Origin of the sequence: Dapis purpurea BLCC-M126, assembly GCF_050015975.1 — a bacterium.
GTDB lineage: Bacteria > Cyanobacteriota > Cyanobacteriia > Cyanobacteriales > Microcoleaceae > Trichodesmium.
On record NZ_JBNHER010000007.1, the window covers coordinates 20,555 to 33,776 of the forward strand.

11 protein-coding genes are annotated in these 13,222 nt (G+C 37.1%); 6 read left to right on the top strand and 5 right to left on the bottom strand.

Translation table 11 applies throughout. The features are described from left to right. Positions 1 to 263 precede the first annotated feature (263 nt). The 4 genes from ACP6PL_RS02020 (at position 264) to ACP6PL_RS02035 (ending at position 6,514) form a co-directional block, all read left to right on the top strand. A complete protein-coding gene (locus tag ACP6PL_RS02020) occupies positions 264 to 584 on the top strand; it encodes a CU044_2847 family protein (RefSeq protein WP_426542005.1) in 321 nt (106 codons plus the stop codon). Then, positions 584 to 4,666 carry an nSTAND1 domain-containing NTPase gene (locus ACP6PL_RS02025; RefSeq protein ID WP_426542007.1) on the top strand — a complete coding sequence of 1,361 codons (4,083 nt, stop codon included), beginning with the start codon at positions 584 to 586 and terminating at the stop codon, positions 4,664 to 4,666. The genes ACP6PL_RS02020 and ACP6PL_RS02025 overlap by 1 nt, the downstream gene beginning before the upstream one ends. A gap of 260 nt (positions 4,667 to 4,926) precedes the next feature. Continuing rightward, a complete protein-coding gene (ispE, locus tag ACP6PL_RS02030) occupies positions 4,927 to 5,871 on the top strand; it encodes a 4-(cytidine 5'-diphospho)-2-C-methyl-D-erythritol kinase (RefSeq protein ID WP_426542015.1) in 945 nt (314 codons plus the stop codon). A 313-nt stretch (positions 5,872 to 6,184) separates the two neighbouring features. Beyond that, positions 6,185 to 6,514: a DUF3082 domain-containing protein gene (locus tag ACP6PL_RS02035; protein ID WP_426542016.1), complete on the top strand. Its 330-nt coding sequence runs from the start codon at positions 6,185 to 6,187 to the stop codon at positions 6,512 to 6,514. Positions 6,515 to 7,129: 615 nt separating this feature from the next. On the opposite strand, the gene ACP6PL_RS02040 is transcribed toward ACP6PL_RS02035, so the two are convergent. After that, the gene (locus ACP6PL_RS02040; RefSeq protein WP_426542018.1) at positions 7,130 to 8,020 is read right to left on the bottom strand and encodes a metallophosphoesterase family protein; all 891 of its coding nucleotides are present in this window, start codon (positions 8,018 to 8,020) and stop codon (positions 7,130 to 7,132) included. A 218-nt stretch (positions 8,021 to 8,238) separates the two neighbouring features. On the opposite strand from ACP6PL_RS02040, the gene ACP6PL_RS02045 reads away from it, so the two are divergent. Together ACP6PL_RS02045 and smpB are read left to right on the top strand one after the other, a co-directional pair. Next, positions 8,239 to 9,114: a hypothetical protein gene (locus ACP6PL_RS02045; protein WP_426542020.1), complete on the top strand. Its 876-nt coding sequence runs from the start codon at positions 8,239 to 8,241 to the stop codon at positions 9,112 to 9,114. 291 nt (positions 9,115 to 9,405) lie between these two features. Then, the gene (gene smpB / locus ACP6PL_RS02050) at positions 9,406 to 9,876 is read left to right on the top strand and encodes an SsrA-binding protein SmpB (protein WP_426542022.1); all 471 of its coding nucleotides are present in this window, start codon (positions 9,406 to 9,408) and stop codon (positions 9,874 to 9,876) included. Positions 9,877 to 10,099: 223 nt separating this feature from the next. Here the strand turns inward: smpB and ACP6PL_RS02055 are convergent, their stop codons facing one another. The 4 genes from ACP6PL_RS02055 to ACP6PL_RS02070 form a co-directional block, all read right to left on the bottom strand. Then, complete coding sequence (locus tag ACP6PL_RS02055) at positions 10,100 to 10,372, bottom strand: hypothetical protein (RefSeq protein WP_426542024.1); 273 nt, start codon at positions 10,370 to 10,372, stop codon at positions 10,100 to 10,102. A 49-nt stretch (positions 10,373 to 10,421) separates the two neighbouring features. Further along, on the bottom strand, positions 10,422 to 12,263 hold the full coding sequence (locus tag ACP6PL_RS02060; protein ID WP_426542026.1) for a phage tail protein: 1,842 nt from the start codon (positions 12,261 to 12,263) through the stop codon (positions 10,422 to 10,424). Between the two features lie 148 nt (positions 12,264 to 12,411). Next, entirely contained in the window at positions 12,412 to 12,681 is a 270-nt protein-coding gene (gvpA, locus tag ACP6PL_RS02065; protein WP_426542028.1) for a gas vesicle structural protein GvpA, read from the bottom strand. 20 nt (positions 12,682 to 12,701) lie between these two features. Then, the gene (locus ACP6PL_RS02070) at positions 12,702 to 13,181 is read right to left on the bottom strand and encodes a hypothetical protein (RefSeq protein ID WP_426542030.1); all 480 of its coding nucleotides are present in this window, start codon (positions 13,179 to 13,181) and stop codon (positions 12,702 to 12,704) included. Positions 13,182 to 13,222: the final 41 nt, after the last annotated feature.

A 13,222-nucleotide genomic window follows, 5' to 3' on the forward strand; every position in this document is an offset into this window, starting at 1 on the left:
GTAGGTAGGCGTGAATAAACTTGAATATGTAACAAAATGTTTATGCAGCCCAAACTTTTGAGATTGCTTCCTTCCACTCCATTCCAGTCGCAATGACATAGTGAAATTTAATTACACTTGGCTACTTAGGTAAAATATTTATTAATTAGGCTCGTTTTTGTGCTTTGGCGCCAGAGAAATATGTGGAACACTAAACCGCAACAACAAATTATGATATTACCTAAGTTAGGATAATATTAAACAAACAATTTAAACAAATTATTATGAAGCAAATTGTAGAATTTCCTCTAGAAGATGGTGACTATATTCTGATCGAAGTAGATGCGCCTCCCCAACCAGTTGATGACCGTATTGGGATAACAGATGATGTAACTCGGAAGGCTAATAAAAGCTTTGATTCGGCCATGGAAAAAATTAAACCTGTGGCTAATACTATTATTAAAAAAGTCAGAAGTATGAATGAACCTGCTGATGAAGTAGAAGTAAAATTTGGGATTAAATTAAGTGCTGAAATGGGTGCAATTATTGCTTCTGGAGAGGCAGAAGTTAACTATGAAATTACTCTAAAATGGCATAATAAATAATGACTACAATACTTAACTTTGACCGCTCTATTGTCAGAATTTATTCTCAGTCAAACCAAGTAAAAGGGGCGGGTTTTTTAGTATCTAAAAATCAAATTATGACTTGCGCTCATGTAGTAGCTTTGGCATTAAACATGACTGGTAATACTGCTGAAATGCCAAGTACAGAAGTTAAGTTGGATTTTCCTCAAGTTGCACCAGGGAAATTTCTGACAGCTAAAGTAATTTTCTGGTTGCCTGTTAATCCAGACAAAGATTTAGAAGATATTGCTGTTTTGGAATTAACGACTATTCCTAATAATACTTTCCCAGTAAGGCTGATGACTTCTGAGGAATACTGGGGGCATAATTTTCGTGCTTTTGGGTTTCCCAAGGGTAAGGAAAATGGTGTCTGGGCCAATGGTGTGTTACGGGGTGGTACTGCTAATGGTTGGGTCCAACTAGAGGATATTGACAATACTGGTTATGCTTTGCAGGAAGGTTTCAGTGGTACTCCTGTTTGGGACGAAACTTTAGAGGGTGTGGTGGGAATGGCCGTTGCTGCGGAAAAACAACGACTGGATACTAAGGCAGCGTTTATTATTCCCACTAATTTATTGATGGCAGCATGGCCTCAGTTGCAGGAGCGGTTAATTGCTGCTTGTCCCTACAAAGGTTTGTTTGCTTTCCGGGAGGGTGATGCAGAATACTTTTTTGGGCGGGAGGGGTTCGCCGAGCAGCTTGTGGCAGCAGTGGCACGACAACAATTTATGGCAGTTATTGGGCCTTCTGGCAGTGGTAAGTCTTCGGTGGTGTTTGCCGGGTTAATTCCTCGGTTGCGCTCTCAAGGGAATTGGCAAATTGAACAGTTTCGCCCGAAAGCTCATCCTTTTGATGAAATGGCTCGTGCTTTGGTTCGTTTCAAGCAACCAGAAAATAAGGAAACTGTACAAGATATTGAAGCGTTGCAACTTTCTATATTGTTGGAAGAAAAAGAGTCAACTTTATCAACATGGTTATCCTCTATTTTAGAGAAACATCGAGGTAGTCGTTTGTTGTTAGTTGCGGATCAGTTTGAAGAAATTTACACTCTTTGTACTGACGAGGAAAAGCGGGTATTGTTTCTGGAAAGGTTACTCAATGCAGTGGCAAATATTCCAGACTTGACTTTGGTTATTACTCTTCGGGCTGATTTTTTGGGGTATGCTTTGTCTGACCGTTTGTTGGCGGATGCTTTGCAGAATAGTGATGTGAAATTGGGACCGATGAATAGTCAGGAGTTGCGGTCTGTTATTGAAATGCCTGCCCAAAAGTTGGGGGTGCAGTTGGAGGCGGGGTTGACAGAGCGGATATTAAAGGATGTGCAGCGATCGCCTGGTAATTTGCCTTTGTTGGAATTTGCTCTGGAGCGTTTGTGGGGTAAGCAAAGTAATAGTCAGCTTACTCACAAAGGTTATAAGGAACTGGAAGGGGTTGAAAAGGCGTTGGCGAGTTATGCGGATAATGTTTATGAAAAGTTGAGTGAAGCAGATAGGGAAAAGGCGAAGCGGGTGTTTATTCAGTTGGTGCAACCAGGGATGGGAACTGAGGATACTCGCAAGGTGGCGACTAGTGCTGAGGTGGGAGTAGATAATTGGGATCTGGTGAGGCGGTTAGCTGATGCTCGGTTGGTAGTGACGGGGCGGGATGAAAGTGGTGAGGAAACAGTTGAGGTTATCCATGAGGCGTTGATTAGAGAATGGGGAATGTTGCGTGGATGGATGGGGGTTAGTCGAGAGTTTCGGGTTTGGCAGGAAAAGTTAAAGGATCGGTTGGCAGAATGGGAGGATAAGGATAAGGATAATGGGGCGTTGTTGCGGGGGTTGCTTTTGGTGGAGGCGGAGAAATGGCATGAGGAAAGGTTGTCGGAGTTGAGTCGGGAGGAGCGGGTTTTTATTCAGTTGAGTTTGGGTTTGCGCGATTGGGAAGAGGAAGAAAAGGAAAGGGAACAAAAGGAGAAAGTTAGGCTCCAGCGACGAGCTATTCAATGGCTTTCTGGAGGTTTGACAATGGCTTTGATAGCTGTTGGAGTAGCTGGATGGCAATGGCGAGTTGCTCGTATTGGTGAACAAAAAGCTCGAAGTGCTGAGATAAAAACTAAAATTACTGCCTTAGAGGGAGCAGTTAAGACCAGCTTAGATACTCTAATAGGAGCGATAGAGGTTGGGAAACGACTACGAGATGAAAACTGGGAAGAAACTGGCATCAAATTTCGGGGTGTTAACTTGTTGCGAGAGGCTATCTATTCCGAAAAATGGCGACAATCTAACAGTTTAGACAGACATGAAGGAGATGTTGTAAGTGTAGCATTTAGTCCTAACGGTCAGTTGATTGCCTCTGCTAGTTATGACGGCACAGTAAAGTTGTGGAAAGCAGACGGTACTCTGGTGACAACCTTAAGAGGTCATCAGGATTTTGTCGAAAGTGTAACATTTAGTCCAAATGGTCAATTGATTGCTTCTGCTAGTGGTGACATGACAGTGAAACTGTGGAAACCAGATGGCACTCTCGTAAATACAATAGAAGGTAATCAGGGGTTTGTTCTTGATGTAACATTTAGTCCAAATGGTCAATTGATTGCTTCTGCTGGCGATGAAACCACAGTAAAATTGTGGAAACCAGACGGCACTCTACTGCAGACCCTAGAAGATCATCAGTTTGTGGTCAACAGTGTGGCATTCAGTCCTGATGGTCAGTTGATTGCTTCTGCTAGCGATGAAGGCACAGTAAAATTGTGGAAACCAGATGGCACTCTCGTAAGTACATTAGAAGGAGATGCCGAAGAGGTCAAAATTGTAGCATTCAGCCCCGATGGTAAGTTAATCGCTTCTGGAGGTGCTGAATCAATCGTAAAACTACAAACATTAGATGGTACCTTAGTAGCCACTATGAACGGACATCAGGGTAGTGTTAACAGCATAACATTTAGCCCGGATGGTAAATTAATTGCTTCCGCTAGTGAAGACAAAACAGTAAAACTATGGAAACTTGATGGCACTTTGGTGACGACCTTAGAGGGACATCAAAATTCTGTCTCCGCTGTAGCCTTTAGCCCGGATGGTAAATTAATTGCTTCTGGAAGTGATGATAACACGGTCAAACTATGGAAACCAAACCAAACTTTAGAAACTACTTTAGATGAGCATAAACTTAGTGTCAGAAGTGTAGCCTTTAGCCCTGATGGTCAGTTGATAGCTACTGGGAGTCGTGACAGAAAAGTGAAATTATGGAAACCAAACGGCATTTTAGTTACTAGCCTAGAACGGCATACTGGTGTAGTCAGTAGTGTAGCTATAAGCTCTGATGGTCAGTTAATTGCTTCTGCTAGCTATGACGAGACAGTGAAACTATGGAAACCAGATGGTATCCTGGTAAAAACAGTAAATGGGAATCAGGGTAGAGTTAACAGTATAGCATTCAGTCCTAATAGTCGATTGATCGCTTCTGCTGGTAGTGATGGAACAGTTAAATTATGGAAACCAGACGGTATCCTAGTAACTATTTTAAAAGGGCATCGGGATTCGATAAAGAGCGTAGCTTTTAGCCCTGATGGTCAGTTGATAGCTTCTGCTAGCTATGACAAGACAGTTAAATTATGGAAACCAGATGGCATCCTGGTAAAAACCTTAGAAGGACATAAGGATAATGTCAACAGTGTAGTTTTTAGTCCTAATGGTCAGTTGATAGCTTCTGCTGATAGTGATGGAATAGTGAAAATATGGAAAGCAGATGGTAACCTGGTGAAAACTCTAGAAGTACATAGGGATACTGTTAAATATGTAACATTTAGCCCTGATGGTCAGTTGGTAGTGTCTGCTGGTGGTGATGGAAGAGTGAAAATATGGAAAACAGATGTAACTTTAGTGAAAACCCTAGAAGAATCAGTTTCGGCTATAGCATTTAGCCCTAATGGTCAGTTAATCGCTTTTGCTCGTGGTCCCAAAGTCAGACTCTGGAATTTTAACATTGATGACTTACTCAAATATAGTTGTGACTGGGTGCGTGACTATTTGAAAAATAACTCCAATGTAGAAGATCGCGATCTTTGTGACAACATCGACTAAAAATTAACTAAACAGGTTCTCTCTGTTACCTTTAGCTGAACAGTCGTCATTACGACCAAAGGGAAGTAATCTCGCACCACCCTTGAGATTGCTTCCTTCCACTCCGTTCCAGTCGCAATGACCTACAATAACTAATTATCGGAAACTGCTGTAATATCAATTTAACTTTTGACTTTTGACTTTTGACTTTTGACTTTCATTTGATTTATGTAACCATACTGAGATAAATTAAAATAATCAAACTATCTAAACTACCTAAAATGCGCTCCTACTCATTAATTGCCCCTGCCAAAATTAATCTGTATCTGGAAATTATCGGCGATCGCCCAGACAACTATCACGAATTAGCAATGGTCTTGCAAAGTATTAGTCTGGCAGATAAAATAGATATTCGCTCTATCGGCATTGAAAATATTGTGGTGCGATGCAACCATCCTCTAGTTCCCGCAGATGAGGCTAATATTGCTTACCGAGCTGCTTCCCTGATGAGCAAACAATTTCCAGAAGCACTTGTTCGATACGGTGGCGTTGAAATTACTATTCATAAACATATTCCTGTGGCAGCAGGGTTAGCAGGAGGTTCGACAAATGCAGCAGCAGTATTAGTTGGTTTAGACTTAATGTGGGAACTCGGTTTAACTCACGGGGAATTGGAAGAGTTGGGAGCGCAGTTGGGTTCAGACGTTCCTTTCTGTATCGGTGGGGGGACTGCGTTAGCAACTGGCCGGGGTGAAGTGCTTTCCCCACTGCCAAATTTAGACCATATTTATGTGGTTTTAGCTAAATACAAAAATCTCTCTATTTCTACACCTTGGGCGTATAAAACTTATCGTCAACAGTTTGGTGATACTTATGTTACCGATGCAGAAAGTCAGGAAAATAGTAGGCAAAGAGTACATTCTGGACCAATAGTATCAGCGATCGCTCACCACAACCACACGGAAATTGGTAAACTATTACATAACGATCTAGAAAAGGTAGCTTTACCAGAACATCCCCAATTATTAAAATTAAGAGAAGCTTTTGCCTCCCAAAAAGTATTAGGTGCTATGATGTCAGGGTCAGGACCAACTATGTTTGCTTTAACAGAATCTCAATCTCAAGCAGAGGAAGTTGAGGCAGCAGTAAAAGCAAAAATGGCTGATCCAGATTTAGAATTCTGGATAGCACAGTTTAATTCTAGTGGTATTAGTATTGCTCATTAATGAATTTAGAATTCTGAATTTAGGAGTAATGTTAAATATCACATTTTAAATAATTAACACTGTAGGTTGGGTTGACATGAGGAAACCCAACAAAGATAGGTCTACAAACAAAAAGTTGATTATAACTAATTCAGCAATAAAACTCATAAATATATATTTTTTCAAGAAAGGTTTAATTAAAAAGTAATTCCCAGAAAATTAAGTTTAAAAGTTCTCCTTTAAAGTAAAGGAGATAAAAAAAGAAAATTCAGTATTTCAAGCCTCCCTATGGCACGAGGTACTGATAAATGATAACTGATAACTGATAACTGAAATGACAAATTCAACTTCCAAATCAAACAAAAAATCCACTCCTAAAGTGAACCCTTTACAATGTTTTGCGAGTTCTATAATTTCTGGTGGATTAGCCACACTTGCCTATTTATTGATGAAATCAATTGCTGAGACATTTGCGAGGAAACCGATTATTTCAGATAATGTTTTTGTGGTGAATATGTCTACTGCTGTTCGGACTTTAGTAGTAGGAGTTATTGCTTTTGCTGCCTGTATGTGTGCCATGGTTACTGTAGGTTTAATTGCCTTAGCTATACAAACTATAATTCAGGGATTTAGCAATAAAGAAATGCCTCCGAATGAAGGTTGAATAGTGAAATTATAGCAATCCTAAAATATTACAACCTATTTAGTATCTAGAGTTTAAAGCATATCTATTGTTAGAACAATTTCTTGTATTTACTTTTTATTTTTGAAATAGTATTGCCTTTGACTTAGTACTTAGCAAAAAACGTAAGCATTCAGCTAGTGCAGGATGACGGAAATAAGTGACCAGTAACAAAATACTCAAAGCCTTACCAATCAAAACTTCTGAATTCTGAATTCTGACTTCCGCGTAGCGGTACTAGCCTCCTGCGGAGGAACTTCGTTAACAGGAATAAGATCCAGCTCTTAAAGCTATCCATTATACATTATAGAGTTTTATCTTAAGAAAGATGTTTATAAAGTATAGTCTTAAGAGTGGGGTTTAAATTTCAAACCAAAAACAATAGCTGATAGCTGACGGCTGAATCCTTACCAAAAAACTAAGGTTTAAAACCTCTCCTTTTAAGTAATTCTATTCTTTTTAAGGAGAAGTAGCTATTACAGCAGTTTTGGAGTTGATGAGGTACAAAATTTTAGGAATTTAGGGAACAAGCAACAGGCAACAGAGAATTAATCAACTGTACCTCACCATCCTAAAAAGTGCTGTAATTCTCAATTCTCAATTCTTAATTACACCTTGGTCAAAAATATGATTATTAACATCAATACCCCTAACAACTAAACGGTCTTGATAAACATCAAAAGCAGCAAAACTAAAGTCACTTGTAGCATATTCCGTCCATTCCGATTGATCGACAAGACGTTGTTTGGCTCCAGCACCACAAGTCAAATAAGTAGTACCATTAATTGGGCGAGTTCTTTCATAATCATGTTCATGTCCGTTAATATAAAGTTGAACCTGATACTTTTTAAATAGAGGAGTTAAAATATCAATAAATTTTTCATTTAAACCATACATTCCAGAAGAATAAATTTGATGATGACCAAATACTATTTTCCAGGGTGCTTTACTTTGACTCAGTTCTTTTTCTAGCCAATTTAATTGAGCTTCCCAGTCAGCATTAATATTGGTATCTAAGGCAAAAAATTGAATTGGTTGATACTCAAAAGTATAGTATCTTCCTGCCATATTAAAATTTGGATATTCTAGTTCCCACTCTCCATTATTACTTCTAAGATCGTGGTTGCCCAGACAGGCATAAAACTTCACTTTATTTTCTATTAATGCCTTGTATGGTTTCTCAAAAACATCGCCAATTTTTTCAATTTCTCCATCCTCATAAATATTATCACCACCAAGAATTACAAAATCAAAAGGATATTGTAAATAATAGCGTCTCATAGCTTGAGCTACAGCAAATTGATCTTTGCCTCCTGTACCAGTATCGGCAACAGAAACAAACCGAAAAATAGGATTAGTTTTGAGAGAGGAAGCATTGCTTAATTCTCGTGCATTAGCATGACTATTAAACATTTTTGTTAAAATACCAGCAAGAGTGACGCTATTGAGACCAATTAAAAATAAAAATTGACGACGTTTTATACTCATAATTAATGGGAGAATAAATTAATAGGACTTACGCACCCAAACAAGAAACCGGGTTTATTACCCTGATTATTGTTTCTCAGGAAATTTCATTGATAAACCCGGTTTCTACGCCAATCCTAATTAAGTAGAAAAAGGACTATAGTCCAGAGTACAAATTTGTCTTTTATTAATTTATCGCTTTATTTGTCGATTTGCTTAGTCCAAAAGGTATAGAAAAAATGTCAGAAGACCAATCAAACCAACCAAATTCAGAACAACCTGAAACAGAAGTAGTTTCCCAGGAAACAACAGAAACTCCTGATGTGACATCTGAAACTAAACCTCAAGAACAACCCACTACTGAAAATGAATCAACAGAAGCAGTTTCCCAGGAAACAACAGAAACTCCTGATGTGACATCTGAAACCCAACCTCAAGAAGAACCTACTACTGAGAATGAATCAGTTGTGGCCAAACCTGGACTTTGGCAGCAAGTTTTGGGGTTAGTTCGTTCCTTACTGCCAGAGTCTCTGAGTCAGAAGCTTTCTGATGGGTTATTGACTGGGGCGATCGCTGGTATTTTTGCCCTAATTTTGGTAATTATTTTTGTTTCCCTTCCTTCTAATAAACCTACTACTGAACTGGCGGATATTCCTGTCATTACAGAGTCTGAATTAACAGAGGCGATACCTACCGAAGAATCTCTACCTGCTACAGAAAATGGAGAAATCTCTGATTTGACATTGCCAGAAGCTCCTGAACCTATAGAACCCGTTACACCCCGACCTCCAAAATTAACACCAGAGCAAATTTTTCTAGTGTCAATTCAAAATCAGATTGATGATTTTGCTAATCAGTATGGTGGTGGCATTGTTGAGTCTTTAAAATTTGATTTTCCCAGTAATTTATTAATTGTTGAACTGAAAAATGATTGGTATGATATTAGTCAAGAAGAACAAGACGAATTAGTTAATCAAATGTTTGAGGAGGCGCAAAGTTTAGAATTTAATAAATTGACACTAATCAACTTTAAAGGCAGAATCGTAGCTCGGACTTCAGTGATTAACTCTAAGATGATAATTTTAGAGCGATCGCTCTTAAAATTACCAGGGTAATTTTAGGCATTCAGCTATTAGCATTCAGCATTCAGCTTTTCCTGCGGAATTTTTGAAAGTAATAACTTACTTACTAAGATGAGGTTATGACCTTTTTCTTAATAACTTTTAATTCTCCTTGGAGAGTAATTCCTCCTTCCAAAACAATGAACTAAGAACTAATAGCTGTTAACTAAGTTTCTCTGCAGGAGGCTAGCTGACTGCTAAATGCTTACATTAATTTGTTGTCATAGCCAATAATTTTGTAGTATAATAAAAAATTCAGGATAAAAAAATTAGTAAAAATATATTATGAGTAAAAAAAGCGGTGAAGGACAAAAAATAATTAGTGATAATCGCCAGGCAAGATTTAACTATCATATTATAGAGACTTATGAAGCTGGCGTTGCATTACAAGGAACAGAGGTAAAATCAATCCGGGAAGGTAAAGTCAACTTACGGGATGGTTATGCTTTAATTCGTAATAATGAAGCATGGTTACTTAATGTTCATATTTCCCCATATCAAAAAGCAGGAGAGTTTTTTAATCACGAACCTCGCCGTAGTAGAAGATTGTTATTACATAAACAAGAGATTAGGAAATTAATTGGAAAAGTAGAACAACAGGGATTAACTTTAGTACCTTTGAGGATGTATTTTAAACGCGGTTGGGTCAAAGTTGATATTGCTTTAGCACAAGGTAAAAAGATTTATGATAAGCGTGAAACTATTAAGCGGCGAGATGATAAACGAACTATGCAAAGAGCTATTAAACAATATTAGATTAACAAATTGTATGATAGCAAATCAGAATTCAGAATTCACAATAGAAGAAGATATAAAAATCAGCTATTTAGGAAAAGTAAGGTTTTATTATATCTATCATCCCGACATAAATATAAAAGATTAATGTCTAAGACTGCTAGAATCTTAGGGAGTTTTGCTCTGCTTATAAGAAAATAAATTTCCACCCCACCTGATTAATTTGGAGTGGAAAAATATCAACTTAATAACGACGCATTTCATTGAGAAACTTATTTTGATAACGCAAAAACTCTTTTCTAGATTCTTGGGAACGACGTTTATTATATCTGTAAATAGACTCACGCAAATTTTCTAGTTCCTGAATTCGACGTCGCTGATCCTGGAGAAACCCTTGCTGAAACCTTAAATATTCATTGTGCCACTCATTAAAACGACGTTGACCATCACGAACTAACATTTGACGATAATGTTCATGATCCAACTTATCTATAGGAACATTACTTAAATCTCTCATAACTCAATACCTCTCAAACTAAAGTTTTAAATTTTAGAATTTTAACATTTTATTTATTTAATATCAAATCTGATGGCTTATGACTTGTGCGTAGCGCCATAATACTCATTCCAGCCCAAGAAACATTTTTTTCTGTATAAGTTAGGAATCTAGCTTTACCAGTAACTAAATCATACTTAAAAATTTTACCGTTAAATATAGCGAATAATTCATCGCCGTAAAAATCTAGACAACCAGAATTCTTAACTCCACTAACACCACCAACAGCAATAGGAGTAGCATTATTATTAAGTCGCATCAGATATCTTTGCTGATTATAATTATTACCAAAATCTGAATAACCTCTACCTTTACTATCAAAAGCTAAACCACCACAATAAAGAGGATAACAAGATTTATAAGACTTAATAATTCTTCCTGAACCTGTATTTACATTTACTTTTAATAATGTTTGAGGACCCATGGCATAGAGATAATTTCTATGTTTAGAAAAAGCCAAACTAGCTACTTTACTATTACCTAATTTACCAATAATTGTAGTTTTGGCAGTAGTAGGATTTATTCTGACTAAATCTGTTGTATTTGAGTTGCGCCATCGAATTCCATAGAGTATATTTCCACAAAAAGCAATATCTACTATCTGCATACCCATAGAACCAATTAACACTGTTTTACCAGATTTGATATCTAAAGTATAGAGATTACTTACCTTGCCATTAGAGTATAAATCTTGAATATAAATCAATCCTTCATTCTGTTTATAAACTTCGTCTGATGTGTCTGAAATTTCTGCGGGGGAAACTACGTCTGGGTCTTCTTGTTCTATATCGGTGGGCGGTTCCGATGACTCCAGGAACAATGGGAGACCTGATGGGGATTCTTCTTCTGGCGGTTGGAATTGTTCTACTATATCGGTTGGTAATTCCGAGGAGTCTTGTTGTGACAGTAGTAGATCTGATTCTGGTATTTTTTTTTTTGAGTTTCCCAGGGGTTGTTTATCCTGATTTTTTGTCTTTTTATTTTGCCTACTACCAAGTAAATTACCTGTAACTTTTTCTAGTCCGCCAGATAAATTGTCGGTAACTTCTCCTAGTCCCTCAGATAAATTGTCTGTAACTTCTCCTAGTCCCTCAGATAAATTGTCTGTAACTTCTCCTAGTCCGCCAGATAAATTGTCTGTAGCTTCCCCTAGTCCCTCAGGTAATTTATCTACAATTTCTCCTCCAGTATTACCAATAGATTTCAAACTTTGTAATGGATTAGTAAGTAAAGACAATGGGTTCAAAAATAGGAGTTTTAAAAATTTGCCAATTGTAGTAATAAGTGCGATACAAATTTTCACAATATATCTGACAAATGACGAAATTTGGCTAATGATATTAACTATAAATAAATAGGTTTTTACTGGAATAGCAATAAATACTTGAAAAATGATTTTTACCCAGAAAAATACTTTTCTAATTATGTCAATTATAAATTCATATATTTTAATAATTAGGTTTATAAAAGCTTGAAAAATAGCTTGAATCCATGACCAAATTTTTTTAATCACATTAAGTGTAAATAAATAAATTTTTATTGGAATGGCTATGAAAAGTTGGAATAGTTTTTTTATCCATAAAAATATATTCCTAATTACAGTAAAAATGAAGAGAAAAAATTTTTTGATATAATTAAGCATTCCCATCAATGGAATTAAACCAGCCAAAGGTAGTTTTTCTGTGACATTTTCTATAGGTTCTGTTAATTTATTTGGTACATCTTTGAGAGCAGATAAATTTTCTGTTGGTAACTTTTCGGTAATATTTTCCACTGCATCAGTAGTTTTTTTCAGGGGTTTGAGAATAGAAGGTAAATCCCCTGTATCTCGCCGATCTTTGAAATTTTTCATTTCAAACTCCTTTAATGAATTAAAACCTTTAACAATAGACATCTCCGGAAATTAAAATTTAAAAAATTAATTATCGGAGATATCTAACTAAGAAAATGCAATAGCGGATCGGACAATTATTACAAAATTCTTAACTTAACCTATTAATTTATATTAAACTAGGAGAAGTCATCGGTTGTCCTATTTCACTCTCATCAACTGCTTCTCCTGGTGCTGCTGCTAGAGCTGTTAAACCAACTGCTTCGGCATATTTTAAGTAAGTTTCTACTGAAGCAATAACTACCCTAGCTTCTACTGCGAGTAACTCAATACCCACTAAAGAAACACGCACCCAAGCATCTATAACAACTCCTTTGTCAAGAATGCGATCTACAACTTCTGCTAGACTAGAAGAAGAGTTAATTTTTTCTACTGCCATAATTTTTATTCCTTTACTTCTTAAGAACCCCAAATATAATTATGTAAATTAATTCGGAACTTTTGTAGTTTCTTAGTCAACTCCTGAGACATTAATACACGGTCAGAACTTAATTTTTCCTGTAGTTGCAACACTTCTAGCTTGAGTTTCAAGACTTCTTGTTTGCGACTAGCAATATCTCCTAAGCGCTCCTGACGTGCTTGCTGTCCATACAAATGCAAGGCCCCAACATAATCTTCTAAAAGTGTCCGCAGTTGTTTGTAAAGCTCGGCATTTTCCCGTTGTCTTTGTCGCTTTTCTTTCAGACCTGTTTCATGAAGATTTGTTACAAATTCTTGTAACATGGTGTGCAGTACCTCAGTTTCTCGCTCGAACTCTTGTCTAATAGCACGAAGTTCCGCTTGAGTTTGTTGTCTGTGTTGGGCAACCTCTAGTTTGCGTTCAGCAATTTCATTTAATCGTTGTGATCGCTCTTTCTCCCATCTATCTTTAAGAGACATAAAAAGTTGTGCCTTAGTATTAGTAAGCTCCAGCAGTCACA

Bases quoted from the DNA above. Each gene is read 5' to 3' on its own strand.
- gvpA (WP_426542028.1), bottom strand. From the start codon at position 12,681: ATGGCAGTAGAAAAAATTAACTCTTCTTCTAGTCTAGCAGAAGTTGTA.
- ACP6PL_RS02020 (WP_426542005.1), top strand. From the start codon at position 264: ATGAAGCAAATTGTAGAATTTCCTCTAGAAGATGGTGACTATATTCTG.
- smpB (WP_426542022.1), top strand. From the start codon at position 9,406: ATGAGTAAAAAAAGCGGTGAAGGACAAAAAATAATTAGTGATAATCGC.
- ACP6PL_RS02070 (WP_426542030.1), bottom strand. From the start codon at position 13,181: ATGTCTCTTAAAGATAGATGGGAGAAAGAGCGATCACAACGATTAAAT.
- ACP6PL_RS02055 (WP_426542024.1), bottom strand. From the start codon at position 10,372: ATGAGAGATTTAAGTAATGTTCCTATAGATAAGTTGGATCATGAACAT.
- ACP6PL_RS02040 (WP_426542018.1), bottom strand. From the start codon at position 8,020: ATGAGTATAAAACGTCGTCAATTTTTATTTTTAATTGGTCTCAATAGC.
- ACP6PL_RS02045 (WP_426542020.1), top strand. From the start codon at position 8,239: ATGTCAGAAGACCAATCAAACCAACCAAATTCAGAACAACCTGAAACA.
- ACP6PL_RS02025 (WP_426542007.1), top strand. From the start codon at position 584: ATGACTACAATACTTAACTTTGACCGCTCTATTGTCAGAATTTATTCT.
- ispE (WP_426542015.1), top strand. From the start codon at position 4,927: ATGCGCTCCTACTCATTAATTGCCCCTGCCAAAATTAATCTGTATCTG.
- ACP6PL_RS02035 (WP_426542016.1), top strand. From the start codon at position 6,185: ATGACAAATTCAACTTCCAAATCAAACAAAAAATCCACTCCTAAAGTG.
- ACP6PL_RS02060 (WP_426542026.1), bottom strand. From the start codon at position 12,263: ATGAAAAATTTCAAAGATCGGCGAGATACAGGGGATTTACCTTCTATT.